The following is an 18047-nucleotide window of genomic DNA, read 5'->3' as shown; positions in this document are numbered from 1 at the left end:
TGAGTTGGTAGCGCTTCATGCGCGTAGATTTATTTGATTTCGATTTACCTGAAGAAAATATTGCGCTTCGCCCGGTAGAGCCGCGCGATCAGGCGCGCTTTCTTGTTGTTGGGCCTCAAGGTGATCTTCAGGATAAACATGTTCTTGATCTCCCGATGCTGTTACAGCCGGGTGATGCGCTTGTCTTCAATAATACAAAGGTTATTCCATCTCGCCTTTACGGATACCGCATTCGTGCAGAGGCTAAGGCGCGTGTAGAGCTTATGCTCCATAAGAGGCAGTCTCCTGATAGCTGGCTGGCTTTTGCACGCCCGGCAAAAAAGCTGAATATTGGAGATGTTATTTCCTTTGGTACAGAGGAGAGCGATATCTCTCTCAGTGCGACCGTTGTCAGCAAAGGTGAGGGCGGTGAGGTCAGCGTTCAGTTTTCCTTATCCGGCCCTGAGTTTGACCAGGCTCTGATGAAAATTGCAGAGTTGCCTCTACCGCCTTATATCGCTGGTAAACGGCCAACAGATGGTAAAGACAGCACAGACTACCAAACCATATATGCAAAGCATGAAGGTGCAGTTGCTGCACCAACTGCCGGCCTGCATTTTACAGATCGCTTAATGGCTGATCTGGCAGCGCGCGGAATTGAAAAACATTTTGTAACGCTTCATGTCGGAGCCGGCACCTTTCTTCCCGTAAAGGTTGAGGAAACCTCAGAGCATCGTATGCATAGTGAGTGGGGTGAAGTATCGCCTGAAACGGCTGAAGCACTGAATGCTGTCCGCAAGCGTGGAGGACGCGTTGTTGCAGTTGGCACAACCGCATTAAGACTTCTTGAAAGTGCCGCCAGTGATGATGATCGTATTCAGGCCTTTTCAGGCGATACGGCTATTTTTATCACGCCAGGATATCGTTTTAAGGCGGTTGATATTCTGATGACAAATTTCCATTTGCCAAAATCAACGCTCTTTATGTTGGTGAGTGCATTCTCTGGTATGGAAACCATGCAGAAGGCTTATGCCCATGCCATTGCCAATGGGTATCGTTTTTATTCTTACGGAGATAGTTCGCTGCTCTTTCGCGGCGCCGGAGAGGCTTTATGAGTGAGGTTTTCACGTTCTCGGTTTCAGCAACTGATGGTAATGCCCGTTGTGGCCAGATCAGTATGCCACGCGGTGTTATCCGTACACCTGCATTCATGCCCGTTGGTACGGCTGGAACTGTTAAAGCCATGTATCTCGATCAGGTCAGGGAGGCCGGAGCAGACGTCATTCTGGGTAATACCTATCACCTGATGCTGCGTCCCGGTGCAGAGCGTATTGCACGCCTTGGCGGCCTGCATGAGTTTGCCCGCTGGCCCCACCCGATTTTAACAGACTCTGGCGGCTTTCAGGTTATGTCTCTGGCGGCTCTGAGAAAGATCACGGAAGAGGGCGTGACCTTCCAATCGCATATTGACGGATCAAAGCATGTCCTGACACCTGAGCGCTCAATTGAAATTCAGGGATTGCTGGATTCCGACATTCAGATGCAGCTTGATGAATGTGTAAAGCTGCCATGCACGGATGCCGTTGCCGAAAAGGCAATGCATCTCTCTCTGCGTTGGGCCGAACGTTGTAAGGTTGCTTTTGGCAATCAGCCGGGCAAAGCAATGTTCGGGATTGTTCAGGGTGGTGCTGTTGAGCGTCTGCGGGTTGAGAGTGCCCGCGAGCTGGTTGATCTTGATCTCAAGGGATACGCTGTCGGTGGTCTGGCTGTTGGTGAGCCGCAGGATGTCATGCTGCAGATGATTGATATTGTTGCTCCAAACCTGCCGCAGTCAAAACCGCGATATCTTATGGGCGTTGGTACGCCAGATGATATTGTTGAATCTGTTCGCCGCGGCATTGATATGTTTGATTGTGTCATGCCAACGCGCGCTGGACGCCACGGATTAGCCTATACGCGGTTTGGACGTATTAACTTACGTAATGCACGTCATGCGGATGATCCGCGTCCATTGGATGAGGCTTCATCATGTGAGGCATCTTCTAAATATTCCCGCGCTTATCTGCATCACCTTGTCCGTTCAAACGAGATATTGGGAATGATGCTCCTCACATGGAACAACATTGCCTATTACCAATATCTGATGGCTGGGTTACGTCAGGCGATTACAGATGGCCGTCTTGATGATTTTATCGCAGAGACCAAAGCGGGCTGGGCAGAGGGCGAGCAGAGCAAGTCATAAGGACTATCTGCTCAAATAAAGTTTTCCTGCTGCCACTCAAGTGATCTCTGCTTGCAATCCTGAACCTGTACAGCAATCGTGCAGGGAAGGGATGTTCGTGGGTAATCGATACCAAAATACCAGTTTTCACTCTGTGCTTCTGAGAAGGTATTCGGGCAGAGCTTTCCTCTGCTTAAAGGGAGAGGAAACTGATCCTGCCTGTTGGCGGCCTGTTCCAGCCCGCGGCCTGTTGCTTTTGCAAAAGCTTCTCTTGCTGTCCAGATTTCGTAGAAACGATCTGCGCCCTTCTGGATAACCTCACGTTGCTCCAGATGCCCAAACGCTAATTCTGAGACAGGTTGTATATTCTGAAAATCTTTATGGTGTTCAATATCAATGCCGATTGCACCGGCTTTCGTAATTGCAACAGCAATGTAATTTGCTGAATGAGATATTGAAATATAGACACCCGATGAAGCGCCACAAAATAATGCAAGAGGCTTCCCGGAAACCTCTCTGGAGAATGTCCAGTCTTCTGATTGTGTATTGGTTTGGGAACTAATGATTTTTCGGCCTAATGCACGGGCCAGAACACCGTCTTTTTTGGAGGATTGCAAATAGTCTTCAGGGTTGGAAAAATCTGCGGCCAGCTCCTCTGCCATCTGGCTTTGCTTATCAATGATTGATGAAAAGATAAGAGTGGAATTGTTCATCAACTGCTTTCTGCATGCCAATAAAAGAGCCTCAGTGGCATTCTAAATACCTTTTATCAGCCTATATCAATAAGGACGTCTGATACAATCAGGGGTAGTCCAATGACCTTTGAAACAACACGCATGATTTTTGGCTGGAGTGCGATCATTAATCTGGCGATTGTTACTCTGTATTTTTTAATTTTTGTTTCCATGCATGATGCTCTTTTCAGATTACATTCAAGGTGGTTCCGGCTGTCTCGGGGCGCGTTTGATCTCGTGCTGTATAGCTGTCTTGCTTTTTATAAAATTGCGACATTACTGTTGTTTGTTGTGCCTTACCTCGTCATGAAATTTGGGTTTTAGATTTGGCAAACAAAAAACCCGCCAAAGTGGCGGGTTCTTGACCTCTGGAGTTATGGTGAGCGCGCTGGGACTCGAACCCAGGACCCTCTGATTAAAAGTCAGATGCTCTACCGGCTGAGCTACGCGCTCCAGAGGAAGGCTACGGAATAGGGGCTAAGAGCTTCTTGGTCAAGCCATAAAGCGCATTTCTTTTGAATGAATGCAGGAAAAAAATAAAATTTATGAAAATTACATCAAAAAGTGAGCTGTAAAAAAATATGCGCCTGTAATTTTATGTCTAAATATATGAGCTTTTCCTAATAATCTTGTAAAAAATTACTTTTATACTAGCAATAGCGCTGTGAAGCGTTTAGAGTGCGCTTGGATGTTCCGTTGGGCATCCGTAGCTTCCAACTCCCTGCCCGGACTCACTTTTGTGACTCCGGGCCTTTTTTTCAGTATTCTTTTGCTGGAGGCTCGAGGCCAACAATCAGGGACATAAGATATGGATCGTGCAGAACGACCATACGTTCCCTGGAATTTAACCATTGAGCAGCTTCTGAGACTGTCTCCGCTTCTTTAATCTTAGCTTCTGCGACAGCACGATCAGCATCAATAATGCCGCGTTTGCGTTCTGGCATGAGTGGGAGCATTTTCTCATGAGCATGTCGCAGATTGCTGTCTGTATACAGGGCAATCAATGCATCGGCATCGTCAAAATCAAGCTTGGTACGTTCTTGCTGAAGTTCATTGGCACGTGTTGCGATAGCAGGCGGAGAGCCTTCTTCCGGGGTTGCCAGCAAACCATGTTTTTTAAGCCAAAGACCGATACCCAGCTGTCCGCTACTCCATGAAATTGGAATCGCCAGAACAAGACCAAGAATGGTTGGCGACATCCAGAGAAACAGGGAGGTTGCAATCAGAAATGCTGATATTCCGGTGATAATACCAAGCAATGTATGCCAGCGATGGCGGCGGATAATATCCTTTAATGGAATAGAACCATCATCACGACGCTGTGGATTCCAGCCTGTATCGCGTCCCAGTAATATCTGGAAGACAGAGCCGGATTGGATCAGCATCAGGATTGGCGCAATCAGAGCGGACAAAATGAGCTCAATGATGGTGGAGATGAGCAGGCGTATAGTTCCACCGCAGGCTTTTCGCTCTTCTTTGTTCATGAGGGTCAGGAGAAGACCAAAGAATTTGGGAGCAAGCAGAATAGCCATTGTTAACCCGAAAAGAGCGAGGGCGCGCTCAGGGTCGAAGGTTGGCCATACCGGGAACAGACTGAAATCACGCGTAAAATATTCGGGGCGGATATAATGTGTCTGCAAGACAAGGGCGATACCGACAATCAGCTGGAACATCCAGAATGGGGATGCCAGATAAGACATGATGCCGGTTGCAAAGTGCTGGCGAGATGCCAGTTTTAAACCTTTGGTGGGCAATACGCGGCTATGCTGCATATTGCCCTGACACCAGCGACGATCGCGAACGGCAAGGTCGATAAGGGAGGGCGGGCTTTCCTCATAGGAGCCCTGCAGGTAAGGGAGCATATAGACAAGCCAGCCAGCACGACGGATCAGAGCAGCTTCAACAAAGTCATGGCTCATAATATGGCCGCCAAAGGGAGGTTTGCCACGTAAGTCAGGAAGGCCTGCGGCTTCAGCGAATGCCTTAACCCGAATAATCGCATTATGGCCCCAATAATTACCATCCTTACCCATCCAGGAGGAAAGGCCAGCTGCAACAATTGGTCCGTAGATACGAGCGGCATATTGCTGTACGCGCGCCATCAATGTGTTGCGATTAATGATCAGTGGCAGTGTCTGAATAATACCAGCGTCAGGGTCGCCTTCCATGGTCGCAGCGAGTTCAACCACACAATCACCTGTCATCAGACTGTCTGCATCCAGAACCAGCATATGATCGTAGTTTGCGCCCCAGCGGGTCACAAAGTCAGAGATATTACCAGCTTTTCGGCTATAGTTCTTCGGACGATGACGGTAGAAAATACGACCATCAGGACCAAACCGCTTTTTAAGGTCTAAAAAGGCGCGCTCTTCAGCAACCCACGCATTGGGCTGCGTACTGTCTGACAGAATAAAATAATCGAAATTATCGCCGTATCCCGTTGCTTCAACCGATTCCCATATTGCCTGAACTGCAGCAAATGTTCTTGCTGTTGATTCATTATAAACCGGCATGATGATGGCGGTTCGTGTTGAAAGCTTTTCCGGGAGGGCTTTTACTTTTCGGCTTCTGAAGAACAGAGCAAAGAAACCGGCTATCGCACTCGTAAAGGCCAGAGCAATCCAGGAGAAGTTGACTGTGAAGAGGGCTAGCAGAATGTACTGCAAAAAGGTTGTCCGGTTTACCGAAACAACCTGATACATTTCCCAGGCGCCGTAAGCTGTCAGTAAAAAGGCTCCACCAAAAACAAGCAGACGTACCAGAATACGTCTATCGTAGTTTTCTGGATGTATGAGCTTTCGTTCTTCACTCTTGGACCAACGAAACAATGCCTGCGTGGGCATGGCAATATGACGCTCAACAGGCATGCCTGTTTCAGATTGAGAATGCAATTTACTGGTTTGAGACATTCTTGTTACGCCGTCCAACGATATAGCCATATTTCACTGGCAGGTTTATCTCCTGCCATCAGTACGAGACGAAGCTCACTGGCGTTTTCATTTCCAGGATCCATTTCAAATGTAACCCTGATTGTCTTCTGATCAGTATATCTCCAGATATTGATATTGGAAATTGATCCCGGTCTTGCAGTAATATCTGCCTTAAGCTCGTGAATTGCAGGCTCTGTCAGATTATCACCGCTAAACTCAACAAGGTATTTGCGTCTTCTGTTTGAGGAGCCTTTTCCGGAGCGTGTTGAGGTAACTGTTGCCAGCTGTGGGCGCTCGGGTAAATTCCAGCACCAGTACTGGCGGTAGTTAAATGTGACCTCAGAGCCAGCTGCAATCGTTGCCCCTGGACGCCAGTATGTCAGGATATTCGAATTAATCTCGGCATCGCTGGGAATTTCAATCATCTGCACAACACCTTCACCCCATTCGCCAAGGGGCTCGATCCAAACGCTTGGGCATTTTTCCAGATGGCGGGAATCATCCCGGTAAGCCGTATAATCACGATATCTCTGAATAAGGCCAAAACCTTTGGGGTTTTTATCCATGAATTGTGAAATCTGCAGTGATTCCGGATTCTTTAATGGGCGCCAGAGCCATTCATCCTGACCATTATGAATTCCCAGACCATTGGCATCATGGACCGCTTCACGTAAATCATCGAATTTCTTGTTTTCATTCGGGCTGAAGAAGAAGCGGCTACCGATTGCCCCGATTCCGATATGTTCAAGTGCTGCACGCGGGAAAAGGGTCATCTCAACATCAACAATCGTCATTTCGCCAGGGCGGAATGTCAGGCGGATACTTCCTGAGGTTGATTCTGAGTCGATTAATCCATTGATGACAAGGGCATTAGACCCAGCTGTTGGGCGTTCGATCCAAAATGCTTTGAAAACCGGGAATTCTTCACCACGCATATCAGCTGGTTTGAGCGTTAATGCGCGGGCGATAGAGCCGTAGTTCTGTCCACGTGCGATTGCCTGAAAGAAGGTTGCTCCTTGGACAATTGCAAACTCAGTAAAGTTCTGATCTTCTTTGGAATGAAGACGAAATCCTGAATACTCAAGGTCTTCGGGCAGATTTGGAGGAACCTCCAGAGAGCCAAAGCTAAAACGCTTCTGATCGTACGGGATGCGACGGACAACACCATCTTCTACCGTATAAAGCCGAACCATATTCGAGAACACAAAACCACGATGCAGTGGCTCAATGGCAAAACCCCAGTTCTCGTTCGCCCATACAAATGAAGAAGAATCTGAACGTATGCTTGCGTACTGTTCGTAATTCAGATTGGCAAAAACATCCGGCATATTGCGGGACGGAGGTACAAAAGGCTTTTTTGACAGCTGGCGAGCAAGATCTGATACGGCATTTATGGAAAAGGGCATTCCTTCGCCAACCGTTGAAATACTTGGCTGATCACCTGATTGAGCAAAGGCCGCCGATACGTTGAATGTAATTGCACTTGCGCCAAGAAGAGCAGTGAATTTACGGCGGTTTATAGTCTGACGTGACAAAGACAAGGTGTGCTCCATCAGGAGGTGAGAACGATTATATTATCTGAACGAATAAATGCGGGCTTTGCTTAGCATGAAAGTAAACAGGATGGGAGGAAAAAGAATAGCTGTTTTAAACTGTTTTTCTCAATTTCGATAAAGCGTTAAAGCATTATAAAGTTCAAATGAACGATAAGGTGGGTTAAGAGACAATGAGTCAGAAATAACTTCCATACCGGAGACAATATGAACCGTTCCTGTCTAGCAATTATTTTAGCCGCTGGTGAAGGTACGCGGATGCGCTCAACTCTGCCAAAGGTTTTGCACCGTATTGCCGGTAGAAGCATGCTTGCCCACGTGCTGGCAGAGGTTCAGGAAGCAGGCGCAGACCGACTCGTTGTCGTGGTTGGACCTGATCATGATCGTGTTGCGGCTGAGGCTTTAAAAGTTGCTCCACATGCAGAAATAGTTGTTCAGAAAGAGCGTCTTGGTACGGCTCATGCTGTTCTGGCTGCCAAGGAGGCATTGAAACAGCCCGTTGATGATGTCGTTGTTGCATTTGCTGATACGCCATTGATTACAGCCGATGTTTTCTCTGATCTCAGAAAACCATTGGCTTCAGGAGCAGCTGTGTCTGTTCTTGGCTTCGAGGCTGAAAATCCTTTTGGCTATGGCAGGTTACTCGTTGAAGATGAGAAGCTTGTTGCGATTCGTGAAGAGAAAGAGGCTTCAGATCAGGAAAAGGCCGTTCGTCTCTGTAATGCCGGATTAATGGCTTTTCAGGGTGAGGGACTTTTGGATATTCTCAACGCCATTGGCAATGACAATGCCAAGGGTGAGTTTTATCTCACTGATGCCGTTTCTATTGCAGCTGCAGCAGGTAAGCTGGCTTCTGCCGTTTATGCTGATGAAGAAACTGTCAAAGGCGTTAATGATAAGGTACAGCTCGCATCTGCTGAAGCAACGATGCAGCAAAGGTTGCGCAATCGCGCACTTGTTGCAGGCGTGACAATGACGGCGCCTGAGACCGTTTTTCTCAGTTTCGATACATGCTTTGGCAAAGATGTTGAAATTGAGCCGAATGTCTTTTTTGCGCCAGGTGTATCTGTTGGTGATGGGGTAACTATCCATGCCTATAGCCATCTTGAAGGGGCAACCATTAAAAATAATGTGTCTGTTGGCCCGTTTGCACGCTTAAGACCCGGGGCTGTTCTCGGGGAAAAAGCAAAGGTTGGCAACTTTGTTGAGATCAAGAAAACCGAACTTGGTGAGGGTGCCAAAGTTTCTCACCTTACATATCTTGGTGATGCAACAATTGGTTCTGATGTAAATATCGGAGCAGGAACGATTACCTGTAACTACGACGGATATGATAAATTCCAGACTGTTATTCGGGATGGCGCCTTTATCGGTTCAAACTCTTCTCTTGTTGCTCCTGTTGTTGTCGGGCAAGGAGCATTTGTAGGCTCTGGGTCTGTGATTACGGGCGATGTCCCCGATAACGCATTGGCAATTGCCCGCGGAATTCAGGTTGAGAAAAAAGATTGGGCTACCAAGTTCCGGAAAACAAAGAAGAAATAGTGCGGTTGAAAACAGGCTAATGACATAATCAGTTACGCAAGTTGATTTGGCCTTTCTGCTCACTAACTTTAGCTAAATATGCATAAATAAATATTCAGCTGATAATCGGATGATTGTCAGCCTATTATGGAAGACGCGTACATGTGTGGAATCGTTGGTATTCTTGGAACTTCGCTCGTTGCCCCCCAGATTGTCGAGGCACTTAAACGGCTGGAGTATCGCGGCTATGATTCTGCCGGTGTTGCCACACTTAACAATGGTGTTATCGAACGCCGCCGTGCGGAAGGTAAGCTGCGTAATCTGGAAGCAAAGCTTCAGGAAACCCCCTTAGCTGGCAGTGTTGGTATTGGCCATACGCGTTGGGCAACTCACGGTAAACCAAATGAGCGCAATGCTCACCCACATGCGACAGATAAAGTTGCTGTTGTTCATAATGGTATTATTGAAAACTTTCGTGAGCTTAAAAGCGAGCTGGAAGAGCAGGGTGTTGTTTTTGAAACGGAAACCGATACCGAGGTTGTTCTTCAGCTTGTATCAAAAGAAATATCCAATGGTCGGAAGCCGGTTGATGCTGTTGCAACTGTGTTGCCACGCTTGCATGGTGCATTTGCATTGGCCTTCCTGTTTGCCGGTGAAGATGATCTCCTGATTGGTGCCCGTCATGGTGCACCTCTGGCTGTCGGGTATGGAGAAGGTGAAAATTACCTTGGTTCTGATGCGCTCGCTCTTGCGCCATTTACGGCTAATATTGCCTATCTGGACGAAGGAGACTGGGTTATTGTCACACGTGAAAGCGTAGATATCAGAGATGCTTCCGGCAAGTCTGTTGATCGCCAGAAATATACGATTAATACAGGATCTTTCCTTGCCGATAAAGGCAATTACCGCCACTTCATGCTCAAGGAAATTAATGAGCAGTCAGAAGTAGTTGGCCGGACCTTCTCACATTATGTCGACTTTGCATCCGGGCGTGTCAATCTGCCTGTTGAACTGCCTTTTAAATTTCAAAACCTGAAGCGGCTTTCCATCGTTGCATGTGGCACTGCCTATTATGCCGGGCTTGTTGGCAAGTACTGGTTTGAGAAGATTGCCCGTTTACCGGTAGAAATCGATATTGCATCAGAATTTCGTTATCGTGAGATGCCGCTGGAAGAAGGCGAGGCTGCTCTTTTTGTTTCCCAATCCGGTGAAACTGCGGATACGCTTGCATCCTTACGCTATTGCAAGGCGCAGAAGCAACACATCATCAGTGTTGTCAACGTTGCAACATCGACAATTGCTCGTGAGAGTGATGTCGTTATTCCAACTCTTGCCGGCCCTGAAATTGGTGTAGCTTCTACAAAAGCCTTTACCTGCCAGTTATCGGTTCTGCTTTGTCTTGCAATTGCTGCGGGTCGGGCTCGAGGCACACTTTCAGAAGATGAAGAAAAAAGCCTTGTCGATTCAATCATCAGTACTCCAGGCTTGATCAGTGAAACACTGAAATGTGAGCAGGATGTTGAGAAACTGGCTCGTGATATCGCTAAATCACGTGATGTTCTTTATCTGGGCCGCGGGACATCTTACCCACTTGCACTTGAAGGTGCCCTAAAGCTTAAAGAGCTGTCATATATCCATGCAGAAGGATATGCGGCTGGAGAGCTCAAGCATGGGCCGATTGCGCTTATTGATGAGACGCTGCCTGTTGTTGTCATTGCGCCTAGTGATTCCGCTTACGAGAAAACGGTTTCCAATATGCAGGAAGTTGCTGCGCGTGGTGGACGTATTATTCTGCTGACAGATCAGACTGGAAGTCAGGCTTCTGGACTTGATAATATTTCATCAGTTGTCGTACCTGACTGTGCTAGTGTCATTGCACCAATCGTCTACGCAATACCAATTCAGCTGTTGGCATATCATACGGCAGTCCTGATGGGTAAAGATGCCGATCAGCCTAGAAATCTGGCGAAATCCGTTACTGTAGAGTGACTGAAACCAGATTTAAGAATCTTACTGCTTCAATTTAGTCCCTATAGAACTCAAGAGAAATGCGCTATTTTCCCAAATGGCGCTATCTCTTTATCATAGAACAGGTTTATATCGGAGTATGCGTAAGATTCTTGAACAGACACCAAAAAAACAAAAGGTCAGCAGATTGTTGCGCCTGCGTCTTCATAGCTACTTTCTGACGGGGCTTATTATTGCTGGGCCCCTTGCCATTACGGCCTATATTTCATGGTGGTTTGTGACATGGGTTGATGGCTGGGTTAAGCCATTCATTCCTCTGCGTTATTTGCCTGAAACCTATCTTGAATTTGATATTCCCGGTGTTGGGTTGATCGCTGTTGTTATTGGGTTGACGGTTCTCGGTTTTCTGGCAGCTAATCTTCTTGGAAAAAGCCTTCTGGGTCTTGGTGAGCGCATCTTGCAGAGAATGCCGGTTGTTCGTGGAATTTACAACGGAACAAAGCAGGTCTTTGAAACGATCTTTTCTGCAGACGGTACATCTTTCAGAACAGTTGGTCTTGTTCAGTTTCCGACAAAAGGAACATGGTCAATTGTATTCATTTCCACACCAGCGACGCCAGAGATTCAAAAACTGACGCCGGGTGAGGAAGAAAAGATCGGGGTATTTCTGCCCTGTACGCCCAACCCTACGACAGGTTTCTTCTTCTATCTGCCTAAATCTGAAATCATTGAACTTCAGATGAGTGTCGATGATGCTGCAAAACTTGTAATGTCGGCTGGTGTTATTCAGCCGGAAAGTCTCTTTGGTAAAGAAGTCTCTATTGAGCAGGCAGACCAGAAGATTCTGGAAGATCAGGATCAGGCCGTAAGCTGAGGCTTAGCCCGCGCGTATAAGCCGTACGGCAGAATCTCTCTCGAAAAGATAGAGCAGGGTGCGTAAAGCCTGCCCACGTGGGCTTTCCAGCTCTTCATCTCTTTCGATTGTGAGCCGTGCATCATCTCGAGCGGCCTCCAGAAGCTCAGTATCAACTTCGAGATTGGCAATCTGAAATCCGGGAAGTCCAGATTGCCTGGTACCAAGAATTTCACCTTCACCACGCAGACGTAAGTCTGCTTCAGCAATCTTGAACCCGTCTTCGGTGTCGCGCATCATTTCCAGGCGGGCTTTGGATGTTTCTCCGAGCGGGCCTTTATAGAGTAAGAGACAGGTTGATTCTTCGCTGCCTCTGCCAATCCGGCCTCTGAGCTGATGCAGCTGGGCAAGGCCAAAACGTTCAGCATGTTCGATAACCATGATGGTCGCAGCTGGAACATCGACACCGACTTCTACAACGGTTGTCGATACAAGTATTTTTGTTTCTCCCGCAACAAAGCGTGCCATTGCTTCGTCTTTGTCTGCGTTTTTCATTTGCCCGTGAACAAGACCGACCTTATCTCCGAAGAACTGCTTTAACATTTCATAACGTTCTTCAGCCGCAGTCAGATCAAGCACTTCTGATTCTGAGACAAGCGGGCAAATCCAGTAAACAAGATTACCTGCCGCAATCGCTCTGCCAAGGGCGGCCGCAACTTCATCCAGACGATCAATCGATACTAGGCGTGTTTGTATAGGCTTTCGTCCTGCAGGCTTTTCATTGAGAATGGAGACATCCATGTCGCCGAAATAGGTGAGTGTTAATGTTCTAGGAATTGGGGTTGCCGTCATCACCAGAACATCGACAGCTTGTCCTTTGCCGCTTAAAGCCAATCTTTGATGAACACCAAAACGATGCTGTTCATCGACAACAGCAATGCCGAGGTTGTGGAAGATAACAGTGTCCTGAAACAGGGCATGGGTTCCTATGATCAGATCAATCTCGCCGGATTCCAGTTCTGCGAGTGTTTTCTTCCTGCTGGAGCCCTTATCTCTTCCTGTCAGAATGGCAATCTTGAGACCATTTTGTTCTGCCAGGGGGAGTAATCTTTCATAGTGTTGTCTGGCAAGTATTTCGGTTGGCGCCATGAGGGCAGCCTGTTTCCCCGCCTCAATGGCACAGATCATTGTTAAAAAGGCTACGACCGTTTTACCAGAGCCTACATCGCCTTGTAGAAGGCGCAACATACGTTTGTCTGATAGAAGATCCTGCCGGATGTCTTTGAGTGCTGAGGCCTGTCCTTCTGTCAGTTTAAAGGGGAGGGTGCTGATTGCTTTTGCCAGCATTTTCCCGTCACCTGCGTTAACCTGTCCGGGAAGGCGGCGCATACGGCTACGTACTAAAGCGAGAGCCAGTTGAGAGGCCAATATTTCATCATAGGCCAGACGCTTGCGTATGGGGCTTTTCTGTTGCGCCTCTAACGTGGCCTGATTGGCATTTTCCGGATTATGTATTTGAAAAAGCGCATCCTTAAATGCTGGCCATTTCTGCTTTTTAAGCCATGCATCATCCTGCCATTCAGGAAGGCCAGGAATACGTTCGAGGGCCGGCTTCATAAACTTAGCCAGCATTCTTGATGATATCCCTTCTGTCTGCCCATAGACGGCTTCAACAGCGGGTAGGGCTTCCATCTTTGCCTGATCAAGAACCCTGTCAGGATGTACCATCTGGCGGTGCCCATCCCGCAGTTCAATCTTACCTGAAATATATCTGACTTCACCGACTGGCAGCAGTTTTTCCATCCAGCTTTTCTGAGCTTTAAAGAAGACGAGACTGATATCTCCGGTCTCGTCTTCAACCAATACGCGATATGGTGCTCTGCTCTTGATCGGAGGGGACGGAATATGCTTCACAACCCGAACAGCAAGTGTGACGGTTTCGCCAATAGGTGCATCGCTGATTGAGCCTTTAACCTCTCTGCTGATGCCACTATGGGGGAGGTGAAATAACAGATCAATGATGCGGGCAGGTCGTTCTGGGGTCCCCACTAATCTGTCCAGTAATGGCGCAAAGCGCTGCCCAACACCGGGAAGAGTTGATGCCGGAGCAAAGAGCGGATCAAGAATAGATGGGCGTAGAGAGCTCATAACGTACTGGGAATAATCAAAATGTCTTACATTCTCATTACCAGCAACAGCCGTAATATCCAAATGATACAGCAGTAATTTGTTGATCTGGATGCCCTTTTGACTTGCGTTTATAAGTGCTGGGGTTCAATAAGCCTTATGGCCTTGAAAAACAGCTTTTAAAGATTTTCAGGAAAGATTCCCATGACAGGCACAACACGTAACAGTTCTGAGCTGGATCCGCGCCGCCGCCGTATTCTCTTTCGCTCATGGCGCAGAGGCACACGTGAGATGGATTTGATTATGGGTGGTTTTGCTGATGAAAATCTGCCAGGCATGAGTGAGGCTGAACTTGATGAGTTTGAACGGATTGTCGAAGTTCTTGATATTGATCTTTATAAATGGATCAACGGAGAAGCTCCGCTCCCTGACGAATATGATACGCCCTTAATGCATAGACTCATCAGCTTTGAGGCACATAAACTCTTCTAAGAAAGAGAATGAGATAAAACGGAAGCAATATCTGGCATGTCCAAGGAAATGAAACAGCTTATGGAGCGCCTGAAAAAAGGCGGTAAGCTCACTCTTTCAAATGTTCCAGACGGTTTTGATGCTGTCATGGTCGCTGATATTGCACGCGGTCTGAGCCAGAAAGGTGATGCGCCGGCGGCTCTTTTACATGTTTCACGGGATGGACAGCGCCAGCAGGCTTTAATGAATGGTCTGGCGTTTGTCGCACCAGAAATTGAAGTGCTGAATTTCCCGGCTTGGGATTGTCAGCCATATGATCGTGCCTCTCCGAATGCGGCCATTGCTGCGCAGCGTATGACGACTTTGGCACGTCTGACAAAATCGCACTCAACATCAGAAAAGCCACGAATTCTCTCGACAACAGTAAATGCGCTGGTTCAGCGCGTACCGGCATTTTCTCAGGTATCACTTGAGACATTCTCCGCTGCTCCAGGCAACACTGTTGATACCGAGAAGCTTGTCAGCTGGCTTGAGATAAATGGTTTTACGCGAACCAGCACAGTTCATGATACCGGCGAATATGCTGTTCGTGGTGGTATTATTGATCTGTATCCGGCTGGTCTTGCGACACCTGTTCGTCTCGATTTCTTTGGTGATACACTGGAAAGCATCCGCTCTTTTGATCCGGAGAACCAGAGAACAATTGGTCAAATGCGCTCTCTCGATCTGGTTCCAATGAGTGAAGTGCAGCTGACAACTGAGAATATCAAACGTTTCCGCCAAAATTATGTGGCACTCTTTGGTGCACCAAGCCGAGATGACCGGCTATACGAGGCAGTCAGTGAGGGGCGGCGTTATGCCGGCATGGAGCACTGGATGCCTCTCTATGTCCATAAGCTGGATACTTTATTCAGTTATGTCGGAAAATGCCCTATTGTTCTGGATAATCTGGTTGAAGAAGCCATCAGTGAACGTATTGATCTCATTGAGGATTATTACGATGCTCGTCAGCAGAATATTGGCCAGTCCCAAACAGGTGTCGCGCCGTATCTACCATTGCCTGCTGACAAGCTCTATCTACAGCGGGACGAAATCTCCAAGCTGATATCAGAGCTGCAGGATATCCGTTTAACACCTTTTGCAATACCAGATGCCGGTGCGGATGTTGTTGATTGCACAGCTCGTGTTGGCCGTAACTTTATTGCAGAGCGTGCAGATGATGCTGCCAATGTTTTCTCCAGCGTTGTCAAGCATATTGCAGCTCTTCAGGAAAGCGGTAAGCGTGTTGTTCTGGGGGCCTGGTCGGATGGTTCGAGAGAACGTTTAATCCATGTTCTGCAAGAACATAAACTTCATAATGTTAAACCAGTTGCCAATCTGACAGAAGCCTTGGCAACACCAAAGATTGAAGTAACCGCTGCAATCTGGGGTATTGAAACTGGTTTTGAAACAGATGATCTCGCCGTTCTTGGTGAACAGGATATTCTTGGTGATCGGCTGATCCGTTCAACGAAGAAAACCAAGCGTGCTCAGGATTTTCTGACTGAAGTCACAGCCCTGACCCCCGGAGATCTGGTTGTTCACGTCGAGCATGGTATTGGTCGCTTTATTGGTCTGAAAACAATTGAAGCGGCAGGGGCGCCGCATGATTGTCTTGAAATACATTATGCCGGTGGTGACCGTCTCTTCTTACCGGTTGAGAATATTGAACTTCTGACCCGTTATGGCTCTGAAGGAGCAGATGTTCAGCTGGATAAACTGGGCGGTGTTGCTTGGCAGGCCAGAAAATCCCGGATGAAGCAGCGTATCCGCGAGATGGCTGCTGCATTGATGAAGATTGCGGCGGCACGCATTCTCAAGGAGGCTCCAAGGTTACTGCCGCCTGATGGGCTTTATGAAGAGTTTTCTGCTGGTTTCCCTTACGATGAGACTGAGGATCAGCAAGGGGCCATTGATGCTGTGCTTGATGATCTCGCATCCGGGCGCCCGATGGACAGACTGGTATGTGGTGACGTTGGATTTGGTAAAACCGAGGTTGCGCTGCGTGCTGCATTTGCCTCTGCCTTATCAGGCAAACAGGTTGCTGTAATCGTCCCGACAACACTTCTTGCGCGTCAGCACTTCAAGACATTTCAGGAACGCTTCCGCGGTATGCCTGTTAATGTTGCCCAAGCCTCGCGGTTTGTGGGCAATGCCGAGCTGAAAAAGGTCAAAGAAGGTATCACTGATGGTACGATTGATATCGTAGTTGGTACACATGCGCTGCTTGGTAAGTCCATATCATTTAAAGATCTGGGTCTGATTATCGTTGATGAGGAGCAGCATTTTGGTGTTGGGCATAAAGAGCGCCTGAAGGAGCTGAGGGCAGAGGTTCACGTTCTGACCTTGTCCGCAACGCCAATTCCAAGAACCTTGCAGCTTGCGTTGACAGGTGTTCGCGAGCTTTCCCTGATTGCAACGCCACCGGTTGATCGTCTGGCCGTTCGCACTTTTATCACTCCTTTTGATCCGCTTCTGGTTCGGGAAGCCTTGCTGCGTGAACGTTATCGTGGTGGCCAGTCTTTTTATGTAGTCCCACGAATTGATGACCTTGCTGAGGTCAAAGATTTTCTCGCGCGAGAAGTGCCCGAGGCCAAGGTTGCTGTTGCTCATGGGCAAATGGCTGCCGGGCAGCTTGAAGATGTCATGACTGCCTTTTATGAGGGCAAATATGACATTCTGCTTTCGACCACGATCGTTGAGTCCGGGCTTGATATCCCAACCGCCAATACACTGATTGTTCACCGGGCTGATATGTTTGGGTTGGCACAGTTGTATCAGTTGCGCGGTCGTGTTGGCCGTTCAAAGAGCAGGGCTTATGCACTCTTTACAGTTCCAGCCAATAAAACGCTGACAGTTCAGGCCGAGCGTCGACTCAAGGTTCTGCAGTCATTGGATACGCTTGGAGCCGGTTTCCAGCTTGCTTCCCATGATCTGGATATTCGTGGAGCAGGTAATCTGTTGGGGCAGGAGCAATCTGGCCATATCAAGGAAGTTGGTTATGAGCTTTATCAGCAGATGCTGGAAGAGGCTGTTGCACAACTCAAGGCTGGTATTGAAGACATAGCAGAAGATCAGTGGTCACCATCAATTAATCTGGGTACCTCAGTGATGATCCCGGAAAGCTATATTTCTGATCTCCAGCTGCGTCTTGGGCTTTATCGCAGACTGTCATCATTCGAGACAGATCAGGAAATCGAAGGCTTCGGTGCAGAGCTTATTGACCGCTTTGGCCCTATGCCATCGGAAGTTGATCTGTTGCTGAAGATCATGTCCATCAAGGTATTGTGCCGTCGTGCCAACATTGAAAAGGTTGAGGGTGGGCCTAAAGGCATTACGGTTTCGTTCCGTAATAATTCTTTCGCTAATCCGCAAGGTCTTATTCAATACATTACGGAGCAGGGCTCTTTTGCAAAAGTTCGCCCGGATATGTCTGTCGTGTTTATTCGGGAAACAGATACCCCAGAAGAACGTATTAAGATAACGACCATAATATTACGAAATCTGGCAAGAGTGGCAGAAAAAAAATAGCCATTATCTTACTGTAATAATTCAGGTTTTTTATAAATCTGTTGCACCTTGCGGAACCATATCTTCCGCAAGGTGTTGTTTTAACAAGGGCGCTTTCAGGCGCTCGTGCGTTTTTGGTTG

The 18047-nt window shown here is 47.8% G+C and carries 13 protein-coding genes and 1 tRNA gene; 8 read left to right on the top strand and 6 right to left on the bottom strand.

The window, feature by feature from the left end; all coding sequences use genetic code 11:
* Nucleotides 1-17: 17 nt before the first annotated feature.
* A complete protein-coding gene (gene queA, locus WJT86_RS07460; protein WP_346336916.1) occupies nucleotides 18-1094 on the top strand; it encodes a tRNA preQ1(34) S-adenosylmethionine ribosyltransferase-isomerase QueA in 1077 nt (358 codons plus the stop codon).
* Nucleotides 1091-2221, top strand: a complete 1131-nt coding sequence (gene tgt / locus WJT86_RS07455; protein ID WP_346336915.1) for a tRNA guanosine(34) transglycosylase Tgt — start codon at nucleotides 1091-1093, stop codon at nucleotides 2219-2221. Before queA ends, tgt begins: the two co-directional genes overlap by 4 nt.
* A gap of 11 nt (nucleotides 2222-2232) precedes the next feature.
* Here tgt and WJT86_RS07450 read toward each other — a convergent pair whose 3' ends face one another.
* Both WJT86_RS07450 and WJT86_RS07445 read right to left on the bottom strand, forming a co-directional pair.
* Nucleotides 2233-2913, bottom strand: coding sequence for a 4'-phosphopantetheinyl transferase family protein (locus tag WJT86_RS07450; protein ID WP_346336914.1), 681 nt, complete (start codon nucleotides 2911-2913; stop codon nucleotides 2233-2235).
* A 56-nt stretch (nucleotides 2914-2969) separates the two neighbouring features.
* On the bottom strand, nucleotides 2970-3107 hold the full coding sequence (locus WJT86_RS07445; protein WP_346336913.1) for a hypothetical protein: 138 nt from the start codon (nucleotides 3105-3107) through the stop codon (nucleotides 2970-2972).
* Between WJT86_RS07445 and WJT86_RS12290 the strand changes: the two genes are divergently transcribed.
* Complete coding sequence (locus WJT86_RS12290) at nucleotides 3058-3258, top strand: DUF6868 family protein (protein WP_407066931.1); 201 nt, start codon at nucleotides 3058-3060, stop codon at nucleotides 3256-3258. The two genes, WJT86_RS07445 and WJT86_RS12290, sit on opposite strands and share 50 nt — an antisense overlap.
* Nucleotides 3259-3311: 53 nt before the next feature.
* Here WJT86_RS12290 and WJT86_RS07440 read toward each other — a convergent pair.
* From WJT86_RS07440 to WJT86_RS07430, 3 genes are all read right to left on the bottom strand, one after another.
* A tRNA-Lys gene (locus WJT86_RS07440) sits at nucleotides 3312-3387 on the bottom strand.
* A gap of 305 nt (nucleotides 3388-3692) precedes the next feature.
* Nucleotides 3693-5843 (bottom strand): glucans biosynthesis glucosyltransferase MdoH, encoded by a 2151-nt coding sequence (mdoH, locus tag WJT86_RS07435; protein ID WP_346336912.1) that lies wholly within the window; start codon nucleotides 5841-5843, stop codon nucleotides 3693-3695.
* Between the two features lie 5 nt (nucleotides 5844-5848).
* Nucleotides 5849-7405 (bottom strand): glucan biosynthesis protein, encoded by a 1557-nt coding sequence (locus tag WJT86_RS07430; protein ID WP_346336911.1) that lies wholly within the window; start codon nucleotides 7403-7405, stop codon nucleotides 5849-5851.
* Nucleotides 7406-7624: 219 nt separating this feature from the next.
* Here WJT86_RS07430 and glmU point away from each other — a divergent pair, with 219 nt between their 5' ends.
* The 3 genes from glmU (at nucleotide 7625) to WJT86_RS07415 (ending at nucleotide 11780) form a co-directional block, all read left to right on the top strand.
* Nucleotides 7625-8959, top strand: a complete 1335-nt coding sequence (glmU, locus tag WJT86_RS07425) for a bifunctional UDP-N-acetylglucosamine diphosphorylase/glucosamine-1-phosphate N-acetyltransferase GlmU (protein WP_346336910.1) — start codon at nucleotides 7625-7627, stop codon at nucleotides 8957-8959.
* Nucleotides 8960-9100: 141 nt separating this feature from the next.
* Complete coding sequence (gene glmS, locus WJT86_RS07420; protein WP_346336909.1) at nucleotides 9101-10927, top strand: glutamine--fructose-6-phosphate transaminase (isomerizing); 1827 nt, start codon at nucleotides 9101-9103, stop codon at nucleotides 10925-10927.
* A gap of 118 nt (nucleotides 10928-11045) precedes the next feature.
* Nucleotides 11046-11780, top strand: a complete 735-nt coding sequence (locus tag WJT86_RS07415; RefSeq protein ID WP_346336908.1) for a DUF502 domain-containing protein — start codon at nucleotides 11046-11048, stop codon at nucleotides 11778-11780.
* A 3-nt stretch (nucleotides 11781-11783) separates the two neighbouring features.
* On the opposite strand, the gene recG is transcribed toward WJT86_RS07415, so the two are convergent.
* Nucleotides 11784-13907 carry an ATP-dependent DNA helicase RecG gene (gene recG / locus WJT86_RS07410; RefSeq protein ID WP_346336907.1) on the bottom strand — a complete coding sequence of 708 codons (2124 nt, stop codon included), beginning with the start codon at nucleotides 13905-13907 and terminating at the stop codon, nucleotides 11784-11786.
* Between the two features lie 183 nt (nucleotides 13908-14090).
* Between recG and WJT86_RS07405 the strand changes: the two genes are divergently transcribed.
* Together WJT86_RS07405 and mfd are read left to right on the top strand one after the other, a co-directional pair.
* A complete protein-coding gene (locus tag WJT86_RS07405; RefSeq protein ID WP_346336906.1) occupies nucleotides 14091-14378 on the top strand; it encodes an FAD assembly factor SdhE in 288 nt (95 codons plus the stop codon).
* 36 nt (nucleotides 14379-14414) lie between these two features.
* Nucleotides 14415-17927 carry a transcription-repair coupling factor gene (gene mfd / locus WJT86_RS07400; protein ID WP_346336905.1) on the top strand — a complete coding sequence of 1171 codons (3513 nt, stop codon included), beginning with the start codon at nucleotides 14415-14417 and terminating at the stop codon, nucleotides 17925-17927.
* Nucleotides 17928-18047 lie beyond the last annotated feature (120 nt).

This window comes from Hohaiivirga grylli, assembly GCF_039655745.1.
Classification (GTDB): Bacteria; Pseudomonadota; Alphaproteobacteria; order Rhizobiales; family Beijerinckiaceae; genus Hohaiivirga; species Hohaiivirga grylli.
The sequence above is the reverse complement of the archived record's forward strand: the minus strand, read 5'-3'. Positions and strand labels throughout refer to the sequence as shown.